Here is a 19086-nt window from a genome sequence, read left to right on the forward strand (position 1 = left end):
TTTTCATCTGGTAAGCGATATCCATTACGCCGTAATCAACGATCGCCGCTCTAAAAACGCCGGGATCACGCGTCATCGCCATAGCCGCAGCGCGAGCGCGTAGCGAATGTCGGAGGCCAAAGCAGAGCCGGAGGAGATCATCGGCAGCCGCTTTTCGAACCAGAGCCTTAAGCCGTGATGATCGGAGCCGAATGTTTCCGTTGCTTCCATAGAGAAATGGTGCACTTACGTGGTAACCAAAGCTTAACGGGCCACCGCGCCCCGCTGAAACCACTCCACGATACTCGGCATGTTCTTTTCGAAACCGCCGGGGATGAAAACGTTGAAAAGCCCGGCGGGCGCTGCGCTGCGGTTCTCGAAATCATGGATCGTCTTCGCGGGGATCATCAGAAACGAGCCGGCCGGCGATTCGTACCAGGTCTCGCCTACCAGGATGCTGGGCTGACCTTCGATGACAAGGAACAGTTCGTCGTTCTCGTCATGAGAATGCGCGCCCGGCCCCTTGGAATTTGGCTCCAGCCACCACTCCGAAACCGAGTAGCGGTCACCGGATTCGATGCCGTCGGCCTTGAAAACGGCGCTCATCGTGCCGCAGTCATAGCCCCGGCCCTGTTTGAGCCCAAGAATGATCGGCTTGCGTTCAACTGGCTCCACTTTCAGCCTCCCTTTTTCACAAGGCTGAAGGATAACGCGGAAACAGCTATTTTGCATGAATGTTTGTTACCTCACCCCCCGGCAGCTTTCTTTCAACAAATGGACGCAACTCGAGGCGGTTGCGGCGACAGTCTGCGGCTTCAAATCAAGGTCTGCAACGGGTGGAGCTGTGTGGAAACGCGCTTTTGGGCGGGAGCTGAATCTCCAAGGTTGCACCGCGCGAAGTCGAGACCGTTTCACTCTCTCATTGTCGCCATGAAAGCGGGAGCGCCGAGGTCGGCGATGGCTCGCTTGATGTTATAGGCGAGGATGTGGAGGCTCATTTCCGTTCTGACGTTCCGCGGCTTCCGCATTCGGAAGTGGTCTCTTCCCATCCAGTCCTTAAGGCTACCGAACATATGTAACCGTTTTTTTGTCGGTACAAACCCAGAGGCAGCAGCCGATAATGCCAGATTTCGACTGGCGCCTGAAATTCTACAATCACTTTTCAAGGGCGTGCAGTGTGCTTGATCCGTTGCCGCACCCTCGATAGATTGTCTATTCCAACAGAGGGCATGTGAAGATGGCTACAGGTACAGTTAAATGGTTCAACGCCACCAAGGGTTTTGGATTTATTCAGCCTGACAACGGTGGCACGGACGTATTCGTGCATATTTCCGCTGTCGAGCGCGCAGGATTGCGTGGGCTCAATGATGGACAGAAAATCAGCTATGAGATGGTGCAGGACAAGAGAACAGGCAAGACGTCGGCTGATCAACTGAGCGTCGATTAAAATCAACGTTTAATCACGACCAACGAGAGGCTGGACCTGGGGTCCGGCCCTTTTGTAGACTGTCGGCCCGAAGCTGCCGTTCCACCCCTGAAAAGTCCGATCAGGGTGGAAGGCGGTCCGTCGCCCAAGTCTTCGGAAAGGATTGCACCAGAAGCGATCGTTCGACGGTGCGTCCTGGGATGATTGGATTTGGCGCCCGCGAAGCGGCTTACCCCCACTGTTCTTCCGAGTAGTACAAAATTGGAATATGCCGCTAATGTCGGTCGTGGGGTGTCTGAATTTCGGTTCAGAGCCTAATCGGTTGACCCCCAGAAAAGACGTGCACGCGATTGTGAAGGGCGCAGGCTTGGTTTGCAGCCCGCCAGCATCCAACATTGATGCACTGGCGAACCCCGGGACCCTGTAACCAAGGCCAGCTCAAAGAGCGGGATCATCGGTACCGAACGAGGAGGCGACGCAATGAATTTCGATAAAGTTTCGGCTTGGGCGCCACAGTGGCTGAGTGTCCTCCGTATCATGTCGGCGTTCCTGTTCCTGGAGCATGGAACGCAGAAGCTGTTCAACTTTCCGCCAGCTGCCGAGCCGGGAGGGCTTACAGCGCTGAGCGGCACGCAAGCCGTCATTGAAGTTGTCGGTGGCAGCCTGCTTGCGCTCGGGTTCTTAACGCGGCCGGTCGCATTCATTTTGTCCGGCAACATGGCGTTCGCCTATTTCATGGCACATGCGCCACGAAACTTCTTTCCCGTTCTCAATGAAGGCGATTCGTCGATCCTCTATTGCTTCATCTTTCTCTATTTCTTCTTCGCGGGAGGCGGCGCCTGGAGCGTCGATGCCGCGCGGCGGGGGACCGGTCTTGCGACGCCCTGATCGCCAAAGTGAATCAGTAGGCGTCCCTCCGAGGCTGCATTGATCCTTGGCGATTGAAGGCGGCGCGCATGGGCGCGTCTGCCTGAGATGAACGCTGGCGTGATCACGATCTGTTTATTTCTCACACAGTCTACGCGGCCCACGGTAGGGTTGAAATGTACAATCGGCGGGGCGGAACGAACGATACGCACCCGCGCAGGCTCGAAAATTGCAGGTGACCGGTGTTCCTCCCCCGCTATCGGCGGAGGAACTATCCACGGTGACATCGGGCTCGCTGTATCGCGCAGTGCCGTCATGCACGGCAGCGGCGGCGCGCATGAAATTCCGCCAGATTCTGGCCGGCAGCTTACCACCCGTCACCTCGTTCATCGGCGTCTCGTCGTCATTGCCAACCCACACGCCCACCACCAGCGCCTCCGTGAAGCCGACAAACCAGGCGTCACGATGGTTTTGGCTGGTGCCGGTCTTGCCCGCGGCAATGACTCCAAGATCAGCTTCGCGACCCGTCCCTTGTTCGACGACCAGCCTCAGCAGGCCCACCATGTCTGGCTGATACTGGCGAAGATCTGCCGTGGGCTGCTTGATCGGCCCGACGCGGAAGGCGCGAGGCTGGCCGTCGGCATGGAAGGACACAACCCCCCACGGCTCAACCGGAGCAATGCCTGCTCGAATAGAGGCATAGGCGCCGGTAAGGTCGAGCAGGTTTACTTCCGAAGAGCCGAGCGCCAAGCTTGGTGTCTCCGCCAGCTTTGCGTCGATACCCAATTCGCGCGCAGCAGCAATGACCTGGTCGATCCCGATCTCCATAGCAAGCGCCACCGTCGCCGCGTTCAACGACCGTGCGAATGCCTCCGCAATGGTGACGCGTCCGCGATAGCCTCCGCCGTAGTTTTCGGGAGACCATCCGTTCAGCTCAATCGGCGCATCCTCGACCCAGTCGCCAGGCTTGAGGCCCGCCTTCAGCGCGGCATAGTAGACGAACAGCTTGAAGGCCGAGCCGGGTTGCCGCATGGCTGTCGCAGCGCGGTTGAACGCACTCTTGGCGTAGTCGCGCCCGCCAACCATGGCGACCACGGCGCCTTCGGGCGTCATTGCAACCAGGGCAGCCTGCGATGCGCCTGCTTGCGCCCCTTCCTGATTGAGTGCTTCGGCCACTACCTTTTCGGCAATTGCCTGCAGCCGCGGCACCATCGTGGTTCTGATTTTTATCGTGCCTCGATAAGGGCCGGCAAGCTCGCGCGCCTCCTGCATCACCCAGTCCGAAAACCAACCTCCTGACCTTGCCGCAGGCTTCGTCGGATGAAGTTCAGCAAATTCTGCTGTCGCGAGCTTTGCCTGTTCGGCGGTGGTCTTGCCGCGCTTGACCATCGCGTCGAGCACGAGGCTTGCCTGTCGGCGAGCGCCCTGCGGATTGCTGATTGGATTGAGCTGTGATGGGGCCCGGATGATGCCTGCAAGCATCGCGGATTCACCGAGATTGAGGTCGCGCACCTCCTTGTCGAAATAGATGCGGGCCGCCGCTGGAACGCCGGTTGCACCTGCGCCAAGATAGATGTTGTTAAGATACCGCGTAAGAATTTCGTCCTTGCCCAGCTTCTTTTCCAGCCAGAATGCGATCACCGCCTCCTGGATTTTCCGCTTCCAGGTACGGTCCTGCTCGAGATAGAGAATTTTTATAAGTTGCTGCGTGATTGTGCTGCCGCCCTGGACGACCTCGCCGGCGCGGACGTTCCTAAACAGAGCGCGAAGAATGCCCTTCAGATCGATGCCTGAATGCTCGTAGAAACGCCGATCCTCACTGGTGAGCACCGCATCGATCAGATAGCGGGGAAATTCTTCTCTCGCCGCAAAGGGTCCCTGGATCGGCCCCTGTCTTACCAGCGGTTTGCCATCCGCCGTTTCGAGCAACACCACCGGCTTGAGCGAGCCATCCGCGATTTCTTCCCATGGCACGTCGCTTAGTGCCCAAGAAAAGAGGACAGCGACGAGCACAAGACTTGCAACACCTGCTGTCGCGGCGGTCCGCAACACAAACTCCCGCCAGCGGGACCGCTTCTCTCCGGCGGCTTGCGTATCAGCCGAGTGCGACCGCCAAGCCCTCACGCGCGACCAAACTGCCGCAGAGCGGGCCGCCGTCTCGTCGGCTCTAATCTTCACGGCTCGAAAATCAATGTCCCGCAGCCGCAACAAGCCCGCGCTGCCGATTGCGCGGAGCTTTTTGGTCGCCAGATGCGACGCAACAGCCAAGTCGTCCCGCAGTGCCCGGCCAAGTTCGGCAAGCGCTCTTCCTGTCCGCGCGAACGCCGCAAAATCGGACGCGGCTGATGGCTTCCCGTTGGGAGGGGTTTCGTTAGGCCCTTCGCTCTCGGGACTGCTGTCCGATGCGGTTGTGGTCTCCTCCATGCGTGCTCCCTTTGATTTACCTCAGAAAGTTTGTGAACCAGCGAAACGGTAGCCCCGGTGGCTTCCCGGACCTCAACAGTTGTCGCTGACACTTTGTCAATGATGCGGGCCTGTGTGGTAATTTTCTGAGCGCTCGCTGCCGCGCCCAATTTCCATCGTCTTCCACATCACCCGTTACGCTCGCGGGAACTACGCACGACCACGAATGTTCGATACTGTGTGAAGGAGAGTATCATTGCTGGCGACTAGAGCAAAAAGGATCACCGCGTTCGGTCGGCCGTATAGTCTGCCTCACCGACTGGGAGGGATGACCATGAAAATTGATCGCGTGCTATTTCGCAATGATGAATAAAAGTAAAACAGGCTCAATTGTCACAATTGTATTGTCGGTGAAAATCGTGTCCAAGAGATACCAAGTTTTTCACAGGCGCGAAATTGGAATCAGGAATGGATTGTATGATTGCTCGAGAAGCGAAAAATGATCTTCTCGTCGAACTGACCGCAGGATTGATCGCCACCTATGTCAGCAAGAACGCGCTGCGTCCCGCGGACCTTCCGGCGTTGATCGACAACGTGCACACAGCGCTGGCCAATCTCGATACAACCAAAGAAGAGCCGCCAGTTGCGCCCAGCAGGCCCGAGCCCGCGGTGAACCCAAAGAAGTCGGTTACCCCCGATTACATCATCTGTCTGGAGGACGGGGGGAAATTCAAATCGCTGAAGCGTCATTTGATGAACAAGTTTAGCCTGACGCCGGACCAGTATCGCCAGCGGTGGGATCTCGATCCGACCTATCCCATGGTTGCCCCAAACTACAAGGCACTCCGATCGGAGCTGGCAAAGCGAATCGGGCTCGGACGCAAGCCGAAGTCTGCTCGTGCGTAAATCAGCTATGTACGAATGGGGTAAGCACAACAATTGTTGAGTTGAAAATGCCGCTAACCAAATGGCCAACCGTGGACCGGCGATATGAATGACGTTTGAACTTTGGGTCCGGGTATCCGCGTCCGCTCGGTGTAATTGCCACCCTCTGGCAATCTGGTCTCCCGGGGTTGAGGCAGTCAATTGAACGGTTTTATTCGGAAGCCCGGTATAACGCCGTTCACAACGAAAGGGCCTCGACCGTTGGGATGGAATTGCTTGATGACAATTTGCATTGATGACCCGTCTTTAAATTGAAGCGAAACATCTGACCTCGCGAATGCATCTTATAGAACTTCGTGTGTGGTCTCGATTTGGCCGCTTCCGCTTAATGTGTTCCCGATCTTGGTATCCAACATCAACTTGGGGCTCACCATCTATGATGATCTTTGCACTACCACGTTGCCCGCCAATCTTCCCCATTTGGATTTTATCAACGTAATCAACCCTCGCCCGAGCAAGCAAGCGAATAGATAGTGCGCTAAACGACAGTCATTTGCTTTGTCCTCAGCCTCCAGAGAGCGTTACTGCCGTGGATGCCACTATAGCATAAAAAAGACGCGCTTTGCGAAGCCACTGGCATGCGAGTATTATCTGACTGGTCTGACATCGGGGGATGTTCTGTTGCCATGACCGATCTGAGCGCCAAGCAGCTGCACGAACTGGAGCTTTGGGCAAGCGAGCGGCGGCTGGCAAGAGAGAGCGTGACGGCCTGTGCGACGTGCGAAGGCACCGGAATTGTCGTGACGGACAATGCCGGTGACATTGCACAGAACCCCTGCCCGCGCTGCGGCGGTGCGAAATTCTTCCATGACAGGAAAAACCGCGACGCCGCCGGCGACCAGAGCTGATTGCAGCCAGGTCATAATCCTTCAATCGAAATGGCTGTTGGCCTCATTAGGAGTAGCCACGACGAGTGGGCTTTTGGTCCGCGGGATCGGGCGCCGGCCTCGAAGCGGCCACCGCGTGCTCTCGGCTATCTGGGTCCGACTGTGTCGACGAATCCGGTTGTGTTGTGACGCGCAAGCACGCGTCGAAACAATCTGCCCCATGATCGCTTGATGGGCACAGTCGGGGGATCGGTTATGCGATGGCTCGCACGATGGCTCAGGAGCGCAGGTCGAAGACTGACAGCGTTTTCCGGCGACCGTCGCGCTAAGTGGAAAGCGCAGCTTTGCCTATTGGATTAAATCAGACGCTTGGTATTGAACCCATATGTCCGCCATCGGCGGTGAATGGTATGGTGGCGAGGGGGCCGCGTACTCGCTGAACAAGGAGCCAACAAATGACAACGCTAGAACTTGCCAAGGATTTCACCAATCTTCTCAAAACGAACGATCACGAAGGCGCCGCCGCAAAATACAATTCCGACGACATCGTAAGCTATGAGGCCATGGATGGTCCGATGGCGGTCTGCCGGGGCAAGGATACCGTCAAGCAGAAGGGTGATTGGTGGCAGGAGAACCATGAGGTTCACGGTGCCTTGATAGAAGGTCCGTACGTCAACGGCGACCAGTTCGTGGTGCGCTTCACGATGGACGTAACACCAAAGGCCACCGGCCAACGTATGAGCATGGACGAAGTTGGAATCTATACGGTCAAGAACGGAAAGATCGTCGAGGAGCGTTTCTGTTATCTGGAAGGCTAAGTAAGGCGGTCCGATCTTGGAGTCTTCAACCTGTTGACCTGCCGATCGGTCTGGCCGTTGGGTCCGGCATTCAGTCGATAGTCCTTCCGCATCGATGAATGTCGGCCAGCCAGATCCGTTATATCAAATCAGACTATCGACGAGACAGCTTTTGCCCACCGATTAACTCAATGTTCACTCTGATGTCCGAGTTTGAGCGCAGCGCGATTAGTATTGCGTACGCGCGCTTCATGAGATTTCAATGAGAAGTGAAGTTGCCATGAAATATGATTGGGACCACCGCTTGATCCCGCACCGCAATCAAAGAACATTATTGTTGGCTACTCGATCACACTATTCATTGGCGCGATCCTGCTCATTTTGTCGCTCATATTCCTGGTGTGATCAGGCGCCTCGATGTGCCTGGTCGCGTCAATCGCGTCACGTCAGTAATTTCTTCAAATAGAATTCCAACGACCGTTTCGCCTGTGCATCCAATGCGCGCGACATGTTGTCAGCTACCGCTCCGACTGCCGCGAGGATTTCTTTTTTGCCCCAACCGGCATCCGACCATCGCCGAGCAATTCAAGAACACGGTCATTGTGCGCGTAGTTCATCTCGACCGACACGTCCGTCAAATCGATATTGTAAAACAGGCGCGCCTTTGCGGAGCCTGCACGTTTTCGTCAATGAATCTCCAGCCAGGCATCATCGTGATTGGACTTCACGATCCGTTGGAGTCACGCTTGGCTCGGGTATAAGTGGGAAATGGGCGGACCAACTGTCATCTGAATAGGAGGCCAAGATGAAGCACCATGCACTCGAGCAACTGCAGACCGTCGCCGAAGTCGATCAGGTCTATCCGCGCAGGGCCATGTCGCGCACTGAACGTCTTGAACGCTGGGTGGAGCTCCTGGAACGGAATCCTGGCCGGCGCCTCTCGACGCTGCACCAGACCGAGTACCAGCCGGCCAGGGAGCGCGCAGCCATGCGCAGCAATGGCTCGCCGATCTCGGTCGCTTTCGCGGATCCAGTCCTCCGCGCAGCGGGGTTGGAAAACGACAGTTACGGCGAAGCGAAGCGATTCTTCGAACTGACCGATCACCAATTGCACAGGGTCATCTGCTATTGCCATTTCGGCGAGACCTTGAGCGCCGCAGAGGCCGCCCATCAAATCCGTAAGACGCTTAGCGGGAGACAGCGGGGCATGTTTATTCGGTTGCGTGTTATGTTCGACAGATAAAGCCGGCGACGTTTCTCAAATCCGAGGAGGACTTTGTCATGCACAGTGAAAGGGACGAGATCGTCAATCGAGAAAGAGAATTTCACAATCTCAGATTTAGTCAGGAGGAGGATCCAAGAGGAAGTCTGGACAAGTGGTATCGAACAATTCGCCACGGTGCTGAACGTCAAGACGAGGAAATAAAACGCCTTTCGAAAAACGCTGACGTGCTCGAGTACGGTTGTTCCGATGGCGGGTGGTCCCTGCATTCCCTGCACCTGCTCGATCTTTGCCGATCTCTGACGGGGATCGATATTTCGGAAGTAGCAGTAAACAAGGCGAACGAACGGGCGAGCACGCTTGGAAGCACGAACGCTACATTCCTGGCGATGAATGCGGAAGCCATGTCCTTCGAGGACAACAAGTTCGACCTGGTGTATGGACGCGGGATCATCCATCACCTGGACCTGGATCGGTGCTTTTCCGAGGTGGTCCGTGTCTTGAAGCCGAACGGCGTGGCGTCCTTCTTCGAGCCGATGGGACACAATCCTCTCCTGAATGCCTACAGAAGACGGACACCCCTCATCCGCACCGCTGATGAACATCCTTTGTTAACTTCGGACTTCGCGTTGGCTCGCCGCTATTTCAGCAATGTCCAGGTGGAATATTTCGGCCTGTGTTCCGTAGGAAGCGCGCTGATGCCGCGAAGCATCTCGGAGACCGTCTACACAGTTGGCAAAGCTGTCGATTCAGTAGTTCTGACGCTTCCCTTTGTAAAGCGGTTCGCATGGCATGCGCTCCTAACCCTTAGAGTCGGTTTGGAAATTCATGGATGAGCGGTTCTTCGTAGCAGGTTGCCGGGAGTTGTCAACTTAACGAGAAATACTGCCTTCTACTCGTCAAGCGGAAAATCGTCGCGTAAGCAAATCAATGGCTTACGGCAACGACAATCGGGCTGAAAGCTCCCCAGAAGTCCTATACTGCATTAGGTTGACAACTCCTCAGCACCCCCATTGTCAGGCTGGATAAATCCAAAACCCTTGGTGGAGTTGAACCATTTAACTGTACCGGTAGCCATCTTCGATCCCTCTTCTGGAAAACGACAACGTATCGAGTGTGGGACAAACGATCAAGCCATAGCGCCACTCGTTCAGGCAACCCGGTCCGCGTTCTGCTCGCGTCAGCTGGGATGGCAGTGGTCGATGTCAACATGCGCTAGTGAATTTTTTCGTGGCGTCTGTATTGCAAAAAATATAACTAGAGTTTGCTTATTGCCCACCCCGAGATTGAATGTGAAGTGGCTGATTTGTGGGCAGGAAACTGATCTATGAAAACTGGGAAAGCAATGTTGAAAAAACAAGGTTGGGCAGCTTGCAGTATGATTGCGGCTCTGGGGATTTTAGCCGGATGTGCATCGCAGCCCGTCCATAGGATGTTGCCACCTGAACCCTATGCAAATTTGCAGTTGCGGAACTGCAAGGCATATCCCGGGTTCACCGAATGCCGTCTGATGCTGCTGACGCAATATGGCCCTGTTTCATTCGGTCCAGTCCAGAGCAACGGACGGCCGTCCGCGTATCAGTATCAGGTTCTTGGCTGCGCACCGTTGCAGTGGGCTGTTCCTCATTTACCAAATTATAATTGCGAGATTTCGGAGATGGGCGGCGGTTTGTCGACTGGAACCGTGTTGGTTAAGGGCGGAACCGCTGTCAGGCTTGCAAAGCATTTTGGGGACATCCAGCAACTGGACTACCGCTGGAAAAAAGATCCCTGGAGCCGCGTTAACGGGTAGGTATTGCGCAGGAAATGCGGATCTGATTGCGTCGAGGACACGGCCTTGCGCCAAAAGTATTAACACTCTAGTTGCTTTTTTTTGATTGTTTTTTAAACTAGAGTATGTTTTTCTGACCCACACGAAGATGGCAAGGCGCGCCATCTCAACCATGCGAAATCGATACGATGGGTGGGTGGAGTGGTTAAAGGGCATATCGCCAGCATTTTCGCACCAGTTCTGTTGGTCGGCTTCGCCGGCTCTCACGGTCAGGACATCGTGCGGGTTGCTAATTTGGCTGCTACTGCCTCGGTTTCGCCGCTGATGCCATTGGGCCCGCAGGTTCAGGATCCGCGAAGACTCCAAGCCGCTGCGACTTTTGCGCCAACTAGAGCGGTTGTAGGGCTCCCGAAAGCGCTTTCCTTCCCGGTAGCAGAGCGTTTTGCACCTGCGGGTACTGCAACCGCCGTGAAGGTCACCGCCGCGTTGGATCCGGCCAGTACCGACCTATCGTCGGGCCGCGGCGACATTGCCGGACGTGAACGCCGGGAGGAAATGGCAATCCGCTCAGATATGACCGTGTTTGGGCTTGGCACTCGGCCACAACTGACGGCCGATAGTGCATCTTTCACGATTGATCCGGCGCTGATCGCCTCTGTCGTGCCGGAAAGGGTGCAACTCCAGCCACGGGCGGATTTGCTGAATGGCGTTCCTGAAGAGTATGCACAGATCATCGAGGATGTGGCGCGCCAAGAGGGCGTCGATGTCAATTTATTGTTATCTATCATGCATGCCGAGAACGCCGGATTTGATCCGGTTGCCGTCAGTCCTGCGGGTGCAATCGGACTGATGCAGCTGATGCCCACGACCGGTCAGACGTTTGGCGCGCAAGATTTGACGGATCCGGCACAAAACATTCGCGCCGGTGCCAAGTTCCTGAAAGTACTCACCCGGAAGTATCGCAATCCGGTTCTGATCGCCAGCGCCTATAACGCCGGAGAGCCGCAAGTTGATGTCCGCACATCGCTCCCCTTGATCCGGGAGACAGCGGACTACGTGACCAAGGTCGTCGGCCTCTACACCAATTCATATACCCCAGCGCGCGTTGCCCCTTCCCCTAGAACCGACAAGGTTTTCGCGTCCGCAGGCAAATCTATGATCGTTCCCCTGAAGCGGCGAGCGGAGAAAGTTACCCGGGTTTCATCGTCAATACTGGTCTATTCGGCCGGCGAGGATGAGAAGCGCGATGTCGAGGAAATTGTGGAAGCAAGTTCGGACCCATCAGGGCCGGTGCCTATCGAAAAGGAAAGACAATGAAAGCAGTTTTTGGATCCATGGCGTTCAGAAGGATGTTCGCACATAGTTTCATGCTGATGCTCTGCGTCGGGATTTTGTTCCTCTCGCACACCGATCCTGCGGCGGCCCAAAGCCTGCAAAAACTGGAGAGCGCCGCGGACAGGCTCGTCCAGTTCTTCACCGGCAAGTTCGGTCGTTCGGTTGGCGCCATGGCCTTCATTGGAATGTTTCTTGCCGCAGCTTTCGGTTTCTGGTCCTGGGGCGCCTTGCTTCGGGTGGGCGGTGCCCTTGCCGGCATGTTCGCTGCTGCGGAACTCGTCGGCTTCCTTGCCGGTAACTAAGAGACACGGGCGGGGAAATGGCAGACCGCTATTACAATGAAAATGAGGAGGCGGACGAACACATTGCGACGTTCCCCATCATTCTTGCTTTGACACGGCCGCCGACGATCCTCGGTGTGCCGTATCTTTATGTGTGCTTAGAAGGCTTCACGGCGATGATGATCTATCTCGTCATGGGATCGATCCTGTGGCTGCCGGCAGCATTGGCAGTCTTTCATTCGCTTTTGTACGTCCTGTGCGTGAAGGGCGACCTGTGGTTCTTCGATATTTTGTTCAAACAGTCTGCCTGCGGGATCAATCCAGTCGGTCGCAAGATCGGCGGCGGCGTGCGGACATACGGGGGATAACATGATCTCGTTAGCGTTGAAATCATCATTAGTGAAGGGCTGGCAGGTCTTTGCGGACAAGTCGATTTCAACGCATGTGCCTTATCTACGTCCGATCGAGAATGGGATCGTCAGGACCAAGAATGGCTGTCTCGTTTCAACGATCAAGCTGAACGGCTTTTCGTTCGAAACCGCCGACATCGACACTATCAATCTGTTGCAGAAAAACCGGAACACGGCGTTTCGCTCGATCGCGTCGATTGGCAGTTTTTCGATCTACACCCATGTGGTCCGCCACAAGGTGAAACCGTCGCTCGCCTCGGATTTTTCTGACCCGTTCATAACCCGGATGGATGAGGTCTATCAGCGTCATATCTGGCGCAATGAGATGTTCGTCAACGACATCTACGTGACGCTTGTCATTCGGCCGATGTTCAAACAAGGATCGGCACTGTCGCAAGTTTTCTCAACCGGCAAGGGATCGCAGGAGCGGTCCATGCGCACGATGCGGGACAAGCTGGTCGAGGCAACGACGGCACTTGTAAAAGCGCTTGATGCCTATGGTCCCAAAGTTCTGCATGACGTCCAGCGATATGAGGTCGTCCTTGGAGATGGCAGGCGTCTCTATCGCGATGTCGTGCCGGAACAGGAATTGCCAGAGGGAACCAAACGCTACTGGTTCTCCGAGCAATCGGAGTTTTTCTATACGCTGCTCAACGGTGGCAGCGTGCGCCCGATGCGCCTCGGCGCCCTCCCCGTCGACCAGCTCTTGCCGGCACAGCGCACCTCTATTGGCAATCGCACCATCCGCCTGGAGGGCCTCTTGGCCGAGGATGAGCGTTTCGGTGCGATCGTATCGCTGAAGGAGTATCCCCCGGAAACGGGTGCGGGTATGCTGGATTATGTTCTGAAGCTTCCGCATGAAATGATCGTTACGCAGTCCCTGTCGTTCCTTGACGATGTGGTGGCTCGCGGCCGGATCGACCGTCTGGATCGACAATTGTCGAAAGCGGACGAAGCCGGATCCACGGTGCAAGAGGATCTGATGATTGCGCGCGACCAGCTGGCGCGCAAGGAAGTCGCCTTTGCCGAACATCATCTGACAGTGATGCCAATTGGGCGCTCTGTTCCCAAGCTCGATGAGGCTGTGGCGGAAGTCGGCGCGCAATTGGGATCGATCGGAGCCTCCTATATCCGCGAAGATTTCAATTGTGAGCCGTGTTATTGGGCGCAGCTGCCGGGCAACCACGACTATATCGCGCGCCGCGCGGTCATATCGACGCTGAATTTCGCGGGCTTTTCCTCCTTCCACGCCTATCCCTATGGTCGTCCTGACGGAAACCATTGGGGACCTGCGATCACGATTTTCGAGACAACCTCGGGAACGCCGTTTTTCTTCAATTTTCATGAACGCGACGTCGGACATACGACGGTTTTCGGCCCAACTGGCTCCGGTAAGACCGTCGTGATGGGGTTCCTGATCCTTGAGGCGCACCGGGTCGATCGGAAACTGAAGACGGTCGTGTTCGATAAGGATCGCGGTCTTGATCCGATGGTAAGGGCTGTGGGCGGCAACTACATGACGCTCGATCCAGGTCACCCCTCGGGCTGGAACCCATTGATGCTGCCGGATACCCCGCAAAACCGGTCGTTCCTGATGCGGTTGTTAAGCTACATGCTGAAACCGGAGAACGGGACGAACCTGACGGCACAGGAAGAGAGCATTATTGAAAGCTCTCTCAAGACCATTATGAAAACCCGCGATGTGGCGATGCGGCGGCTGTCGTCGCTGAAGACACTTTTTGAGGGGCGCGACCGCACGGATCGCGGTCTTTCAGCGCGGCTCGACAAGTGGATTGGCAGCGGGCCGAACGCCTGGCTGTTCGACAATGAAACCGATGATATGGATCTGTCATCGAGCTGCACCGGGTTTGACATGACCCGCATTCTGGAAGAGCCGACTGTGCGGACGGCGGCGCTTTTGTATATGTTCCACCGACTGGATGAAATCTATGACGGCTCGCCAGTCATCAACCTGATGGACGAAGCGTGGCGACTGCTCGACGATGAAGTCTTCATCGATTTCATGAAGGACTATTTCAAGACGATCCGCAAACGCAACGGCATTGTAATTTTTGGAACGCAGTCTGCCTCCGACGTGGTGGATTCCAAGGTCGGGCGGACCATCATCGAGCAGACATCCACCAACATTTTCTTCGGCAATTCGAAGGCCGACACGAATTCCTATGCCAAGCATTTCGGGCTTTCCCAGGCGGAATTTGAGTGGGTCAAAAATGCTGATCCGGCAAGCCGGTTCATGCTGATCAAGCATGCGAAGGATTCGGTGATCGCGCGGCTCGACATGTCGCACATGATGGATTTCGTGAAGGTCCTGAGCGGCCGGGAATCGACCGTCAGGGAATGCGAAGAGCTGCGCGAAATGTACGGGGATGATCCGAAAAATTGGCTGGCCAGGTTTTGCGGCTGGGCGGAAGAAACAACAGGGTGACCATGAACGCCGTGGGCTTTAAGCAAACTGTTTTCTTAGTGGTCTGTTCCGTTGCAATTTCAGCGGTGCATACAACCTATGCGCAGGTGCCGGTCATTGACGGTTCTCGGGAGAACACCCAGCAGCAGACGAAGAATTGGTACACCCGCTACACCCAAGACATGCGCAAACTCAAAAGCGGTTCTGGCGGTGTGACGGACAGTTTCGTCCCTGGTCAAGAATCGGGTTCGCCTGACGCCTGTTCTGATGCCGGCATGGGCGGTGTTTCCTCTGTTACCGGCAATTCGAACGTACCGCAAAGCCGGCAGGAAGTAGCTGATATGGTAAAGCGAATTGCACAGGAAGAAGGCGTTGATCCACATTTTGCTTTGGCGATCGCGCAGCAGGAATCGCGGTTCAACCAGAATGCCCGCTCTCCCGTCGGTGCAATCGGCGTCATGCAATTGATGCCCGGAACGGCGCAGGAATTGGGCGTTAACCCCTATGATACCGAGGGCAATATTCGTGGCGGCGTGCGTTACCTGAAGCAGAATGTGAACAAGTTCGGCGGACGCATGGATCTTACGGCAGCCGCTTACAATGCCGGCCCCAACCGGCAATCCCTGCGTGAAGGCCGTGTCCCGAATATTCCGGAAACGCAGGATTACGTGCGCAAAGTCTCGGCGAATTACAATTCATTCAAGGCAAAGAATGGTGATTTGGGACCAAGCGGATCGGAAACACCTCAGACCGTTTCCGGCAACGGCTATGGCGGTTGCGGCGAACAGCTGAAAAAGGCCTGGGATCGTAACACCGAAGCCCAACAGGCGCGCGCGCAAGTCATCAACGATCTGGTCAAGAAATCGCTCGAGGCAAATCAAAAATACAATCAAGCGTCACTTGAAGGGGTGCGCAGCATGTCGAACAGCATCAAGGGTGCGGATAGCAGCAACCAGAACCCCGGGTTCGGCGCAATGACACCCCTCGAAATTCAGTGTCCGCCGGGTGTGCTTAATCTCGGATCAACGCGCTGCTATTCCATGCCGACGGTTATGTCGAAAGACCAGGTGCGTGAATGGCTGGCTCAGTTGCAACGCCAGGCGCAGGCAAGCAACGGCGTTGCGACTTTCGATGTGCAGGAAGGTAATACGGGCGGGTTGGTTACGATCGTCGAAACGCGGCCGCAGGGTTGAGAGCATTATTCTTCACCTTAGAAAGGATGGCATAATGAGACGTATTTTGAGTGCCTTGGCTATTCTCGGCCTGATGGGAACCGCAGTACATGCGCAGGTTCCTGTGACTGATGCCGCGAACATCAAGGAGTCAATGCAGATCAAGGAACTGTCCCGGCAGATTCAGTCGGACACCTCGATTGTGAAGGACAATACGACAAAGACCTTCAAGGCGATCACAGGTGATCGCACACAGGATGCATCGCAGTTCTCGAATCTCGCAACCGGTCAAGGGTTCTCGATGGGCCAAGCCCCGGATTTTGCATCCATCCTGCAGGGGAACCAGTCGTCATTCGGCGGCATTGGCGGCGTGTTCCAGAACAATGCCGCGCAACTGATCAATGGGCTCAATCTGGTGAAATCGCTTGTCGATCAGTTTGAGGGCGGCGCTACGGCCAATAGCAAGAGCTATGACCAGGCGGTGCTGACGCTGACAACGATGACGGCGTTGACGGATGCCATGAATTCATCGGCAAAGCAGCGGACGAATTCATTCCAGGATGCAACGAAACAGATTGGGCGGGCTCAAGACTTGAAGGGCGCTCTTGAGCAAAACACGCAAATGGTTTTGCAGGGAAATCAGACGACGAATGAAGCGGTGGGATCCCTGAACAATCAGGTTCATTTGCTCTCGGAACAGCAACGAGCTGGCGTTGCTGCAATGTCAGAGCGTAACAAGGCGCTGGCTCCCATCAGCGTGTCTGGCTCAGGCAGGCAGCCGCAAGGCAATGATGTCAGATCGCAGCTGAAGGCATTTCAGGAGCAGCAAAGTCAATAATGAAAAAAGCGATTATTCTGATCGTGTGCTGCGTAGTGGTTTCATCTTGCGCAGCGCACAGGGACAAATTGGCGAAGTGCTCGGCGGATGAAAATCCGGTTCGGGCTACTGCCTACTATGAATCACAAAAGCAACCATCAGTGCGGGTGTTTGAGGCGCAGGAGAAATTGGCCGCCGGGGCTGATTGCGGCGCCATGCGTCCTGTCAATCAATTCTGACCCTCTAGCCGATTTGGTGCTCAATCATGGACCTGCTCGTTACATTCTACGGTGATGCGATGACTTTTTTTGACAGGGTCAACGGCGAAAGTATCGGCCGTGCCTGGGGCGTACTTGCGGAAAATCGCCAACTGGTCACGTTGCTTTTTACGTTGTTTATTTCGCTTTATTTTCTAGGCGTCGCGCTCGGTTATACGCGCGGTAGCATTCAGGATGCGGCCGTTTCGGCTCTAAAGGTCGTGCTTGCATATTCGCTGATTACGTCGTGGCCAGATTTTAACGATCTTATCGGTGAAGTGCTTATCAAAGGGCCGGAGCAGATCGGAACGGCTATCGCATCGAAAATGGGCGGCATCGACATCGCAAACAATGGGATGGCTGGTCTCGTCAAAAATGTAGCGGTGAAGAGCTACAATTTCGCATCCGATATTATGCGGGCAAACGACTCATGGGTCTCACTGAACATCGTCGGCCTGTTGGCTATGTCGGTCATGCTGATCGGATTGATACCACTTTTGCTTATTTTGACCGGGGTCACTTTGTTTGGGAAATTCATTACCGCAATCATGCTTGCTATCGGGCCATTTGCCATCATGGCGTACTTTTATTCTCAAACTCGATTTGTATTTGAATCGTGGCTGAAGGGACTGGCTTTCGGTTTTTTCATGATGCTCTTCACCTATGTCATCTTGGGTCTGTCATTCTCGTTCCTCGATCAGATCATGGGGGCGATTGGCGGCATCGATTATGACAACACCGGCGTTATCGCCAAGGTTGTCGCTTTGGCCTGCTATTTGCTGCTGATCGGATTCTTTGTCTACAGGGTGCCGGATTTTGCGCGGACGTTTGCTTTTGGCACTGCACTCGGTATTGGCGGAATAGGTGGCGGTGGCGCGATGGGGGTCGCTCAAGGCGCCGTCGCCACGGCCTTGGCGGCAAAAACCGTCGGTGCTTCCATGGCGGCTGGAGCAGGGACAATGGGCAGAGGTGTCGCACAAGGTGCCCGGGCTGCAACCACGTTTTCTCGACAGCTGACCGCGCGCGTCCGGGGACGCAATGGGTAGAATTTTCTAAGGTTGAACTGCAACCGCTAATGGATGCAAACACATTTCGACTTAATCATTTCTAATCGCTACGATTGGGGTTGATTAAAAGAGGTGCACACCATGGAAACCAAAGTGTTGACCGCGCATATACCGCTGCCGCTTGCGGAGAAAGTGGACCAACTGGCCACTCGTCTCGAACGCTCGCGAGGCTGGATCGTCAAGCAAGCCCTAGCTGCCTGGATCGATCAGGAAGAAGAACGGCGGCGCCTGACGCTTGAAGCGCTGTCTGATGTGGATGTCGGTCGCGTCGTCGATCATCATGCCGTGCAGGCGTGGGCAGATAGTCTTGACACCGATGCACCACTACCTGTCCCACGTTGATGGAACTGAAATGGACGAGCAAGGCACTGCCGGATCTCGCACGTCTCTATCATTTGCTCGCACCTGTCAGTCGGCAAGCGGCCGCGCGCACGGTACAGTCCCTGACGGCAGCACCAACCCGGCTGCTCGAACATCCCCGTATCGGTGAAAAACTCGAAGAATTCGAGCCGCGTGAAATCCGTCGTATACTCGTCGGTCACCACTAAATGCGTTACGAAATTCACGAAACGACCATCTGCGTGCTACGCGTATGGCACACGCGCGAGGAACGGTAAGGCAGCGGGTGTGCAGGCAACAGGCTGGACCAGATAGTGGCTGCACATCTGTAGGAAACGGGTACTGGCGCTCCTTGCCAACAAACACAGCCTCAACTGCTGTCTTCATATTATCATATAGGCCGCGTGAGCAGTTGCCGCGAAAGAACGCGAAGGCCGGTCATACGCATCGAACACCATCTCTTGGCTTTCGCACATGTAGGTGCGAACAAACATCATCCGGCTGTGACAGAGACGAACATGGGCGACCTTTACGATTGTCGTCACTCCGTTGATCAGCATGATCTCGTCGCTCCAGTCGAACTGGTAAGCTTCTCCCCGTGCATAGAACAGCGGTACGTGGGCTTCCGCCGTCACCGCACCGCGTGTCTTCGATCAAACCTAACATGAACCATACACGATACACGTGTTGAATTTTTCTGGCATCTGGAACTATTTCAATATACAACTAGAGTTTGATATTATGTG

General features: G+C 55.4%; 20 protein-coding genes and 3 pseudogenes. 18 read left to right on the plus strand and 5 right to left on the minus strand.

All coding sequences use genetic code 11. The features are described 5' to 3' along the window. Positions 1–243 precede the first annotated feature (243 nt). Positions 244–654 carry a cupin domain-containing protein gene (locus BLM14_RS20135; RefSeq protein ID WP_237143602.1) on the minus strand — a complete coding sequence of 137 codons (411 nt, stop codon included), beginning with the start codon at positions 652–654 and terminating at the stop codon, positions 244–246. Between the two features lie 236 nt (positions 655–890). Continuing rightward, the gene (locus BLM14_RS20140; RefSeq protein WP_207795650.1) at positions 891–1052 is read right to left on the minus strand and encodes a transposase; all 162 of its coding nucleotides are present in this window, start codon (positions 1050–1052) and stop codon (positions 891–893) included. A gap of 164 nt (positions 1053–1216) precedes the next feature. On the opposite strand from BLM14_RS20140, the gene BLM14_RS20145 reads away from it, so the two are divergent. Both BLM14_RS20145 and BLM14_RS20150 read left to right on the plus strand, forming a co-directional pair. Beyond that, on the plus strand, positions 1217–1426 hold the full coding sequence (locus tag BLM14_RS20145; RefSeq protein ID WP_100001660.1) for a cold-shock protein: 210 nt from the start codon (positions 1217–1219) through the stop codon (positions 1424–1426). Positions 1427–1885: 459 nt separating this feature from the next. Then, positions 1886–2293 carry a DoxX family protein gene (locus BLM14_RS20150; protein ID WP_100001662.1) on the plus strand — a complete coding sequence of 136 codons (408 nt, stop codon included), beginning with the start codon at positions 1886–1888 and terminating at the stop codon, positions 2291–2293. A gap of 114 nt (positions 2294–2407) precedes the next feature. Here the strand turns inward: BLM14_RS20150 and BLM14_RS20155 are convergent, their stop codons facing one another. Beyond that, complete coding sequence (locus BLM14_RS20155) at positions 2408–4696, minus strand: PBP1A family penicillin-binding protein (protein WP_100001664.1); 2289 nt, start codon at positions 4694–4696, stop codon at positions 2408–2410. A gap of 447 nt (positions 4697–5143) precedes the next feature. On the opposite strand from BLM14_RS20155, the gene BLM14_RS20160 reads away from it, so the two are divergent. The 5 genes from BLM14_RS20160 (at position 5144) to BLM14_RS20180 (ending at position 9302) form a co-directional block, all read left to right on the plus strand. Continuing rightward, a complete protein-coding gene (locus tag BLM14_RS20160; RefSeq protein ID WP_100001666.1) occupies positions 5144–5581 on the plus strand; it encodes a Ros/MucR family transcriptional regulator in 438 nt (145 codons plus the stop codon). 665 nt (positions 5582–6246) lie between these two features. Further along, positions 6247–6468: a hypothetical protein gene (locus tag BLM14_RS20165; protein ID WP_100001668.1), complete on the plus strand. Its 222-nt coding sequence runs from the start codon at positions 6247–6249 to the stop codon at positions 6466–6468. A gap of 434 nt (positions 6469–6902) precedes the next feature. Next, positions 6903–7265: a nuclear transport factor 2 family protein gene (locus tag BLM14_RS20170; protein WP_100001670.1), complete on the plus strand. Its 363-nt coding sequence runs from the start codon at positions 6903–6905 to the stop codon at positions 7263–7265. Positions 7266–8049: 784 nt separating this feature from the next. Next, positions 8050–8487 (plus strand): hypothetical protein, encoded by a 438-nt coding sequence (locus BLM14_RS20175; RefSeq protein WP_100001672.1) that lies wholly within the window; start codon positions 8050–8052, stop codon positions 8485–8487. A 38-nt stretch (positions 8488–8525) separates the two neighbouring features. After that, positions 8526–9302, plus strand: a complete 777-nt coding sequence (locus BLM14_RS20180; protein WP_100001674.1) for a class I SAM-dependent methyltransferase — start codon at positions 8526–8528, stop codon at positions 9300–9302. A gap of 164 nt (positions 9303–9466) precedes the next feature. Here the strand turns inward: BLM14_RS20180 and BLM14_RS20185 are convergent. Further along, a pseudogene (locus BLM14_RS20185) lies at positions 9467–9544 on the minus strand (cold-shock protein); the annotation flags it as partial. A gap of 249 nt (positions 9545–9793) precedes the next feature. On the opposite strand from BLM14_RS20185, the gene BLM14_RS20190 reads away from it, so the two are divergent. From BLM14_RS20190 to BLM14_RS20240, 11 genes and pseudogenes are all read left to right on the plus strand, one after another. Then, positions 9794–10258, plus strand: coding sequence for a hypothetical protein (locus tag BLM14_RS20190; protein ID WP_100001676.1), 465 nt, complete (start codon positions 9794–9796; stop codon positions 10256–10258). A 180-nt stretch (positions 10259–10438) separates the two neighbouring features. Continuing rightward, positions 10439–11554 carry a lytic transglycosylase domain-containing protein gene (locus BLM14_RS20195; RefSeq protein WP_237143603.1) on the plus strand — a complete coding sequence of 372 codons (1116 nt, stop codon included), beginning with the start codon at positions 10439–10441 and terminating at the stop codon, positions 11552–11554. Next, entirely contained in the window at positions 11551–11874 is a 324-nt protein-coding gene (locus BLM14_RS20200; protein WP_100001678.1) for a TrbC/VirB2 family protein, read from the plus strand. The genes BLM14_RS20195 and BLM14_RS20200 overlap by 4 nt, the downstream gene beginning before the upstream one ends. A 17-nt stretch (positions 11875–11891) precedes the next feature. Next, positions 11892–12221 (plus strand): VirB3 family type IV secretion system protein, encoded by a 330-nt coding sequence (locus BLM14_RS20205; protein ID WP_100001680.1) that lies wholly within the window; start codon positions 11892–11894, stop codon positions 12219–12221. 1 nt (position 12222) lies between these two features. After that, the gene (locus BLM14_RS20210; protein WP_100001682.1) at positions 12223–14709 is read left to right on the plus strand and encodes a VirB4 family type IV secretion/conjugal transfer ATPase; all 2487 of its coding nucleotides are present in this window, start codon (positions 12223–12225) and stop codon (positions 14707–14709) included. A gap of 65 nt (positions 14710–14774) precedes the next feature. Beyond that, positions 14775–15881 carry a lytic transglycosylase domain-containing protein gene (locus BLM14_RS20215; protein WP_157929561.1) on the plus strand — a complete coding sequence of 369 codons (1107 nt, stop codon included), beginning with the start codon at positions 14775–14777 and terminating at the stop codon, positions 15879–15881. A gap of 34 nt (positions 15882–15915) precedes the next feature. Further along, positions 15916–16698 carry a conjugal transfer protein gene (locus BLM14_RS20220; protein ID WP_100001686.1) on the plus strand — a complete coding sequence of 261 codons (783 nt, stop codon included), beginning with the start codon at positions 15916–15918 and terminating at the stop codon, positions 16696–16698. Next, positions 16698–16916, plus strand: a complete 219-nt coding sequence (locus BLM14_RS20225; protein ID WP_100001688.1) for a hypothetical protein — start codon at positions 16698–16700, stop codon at positions 16914–16916. Before BLM14_RS20220 ends, BLM14_RS20225 begins: the two co-directional genes overlap by 1 nt. 26 nt (positions 16917–16942) lie before the next feature. After that, positions 16943–17980: a TrbL/VirB6 family protein gene (locus BLM14_RS20230; protein WP_100001689.1), complete on the plus strand. Its 1038-nt coding sequence runs from the start codon at positions 16943–16945 to the stop codon at positions 17978–17980. Between the two features lie 102 nt (positions 17981–18082). Beyond that, a complete protein-coding gene (locus tag BLM14_RS20235; RefSeq protein ID WP_100001691.1) occupies positions 18083–18343 on the plus strand; it encodes a CopG family ribbon-helix-helix protein in 261 nt (86 codons plus the stop codon). Beyond that, positions 18343–18618, plus strand: a pseudogene (locus tag BLM14_RS20240) (type II toxin-antitoxin system RelE/ParE family toxin). The gene BLM14_RS20235 and the pseudogene BLM14_RS20240 overlap by 1 nt, the downstream one beginning before the upstream one ends. Here BLM14_RS20240 and BLM14_RS20245 read toward each other — a convergent pair. Beyond that, a pseudogene (locus BLM14_RS20245) lies at positions 18619–18984 on the minus strand (IS21 family transposase); the annotation flags it as partial. Positions 18985–19086 lie beyond the last annotated feature (102 nt).

Origin of the sequence: Phyllobacterium zundukense, assembly GCF_002764115.1 — a bacterium.
GTDB lineage: Bacteria > Pseudomonadota > Alphaproteobacteria > Rhizobiales > Rhizobiaceae > Phyllobacterium > Phyllobacterium zundukense.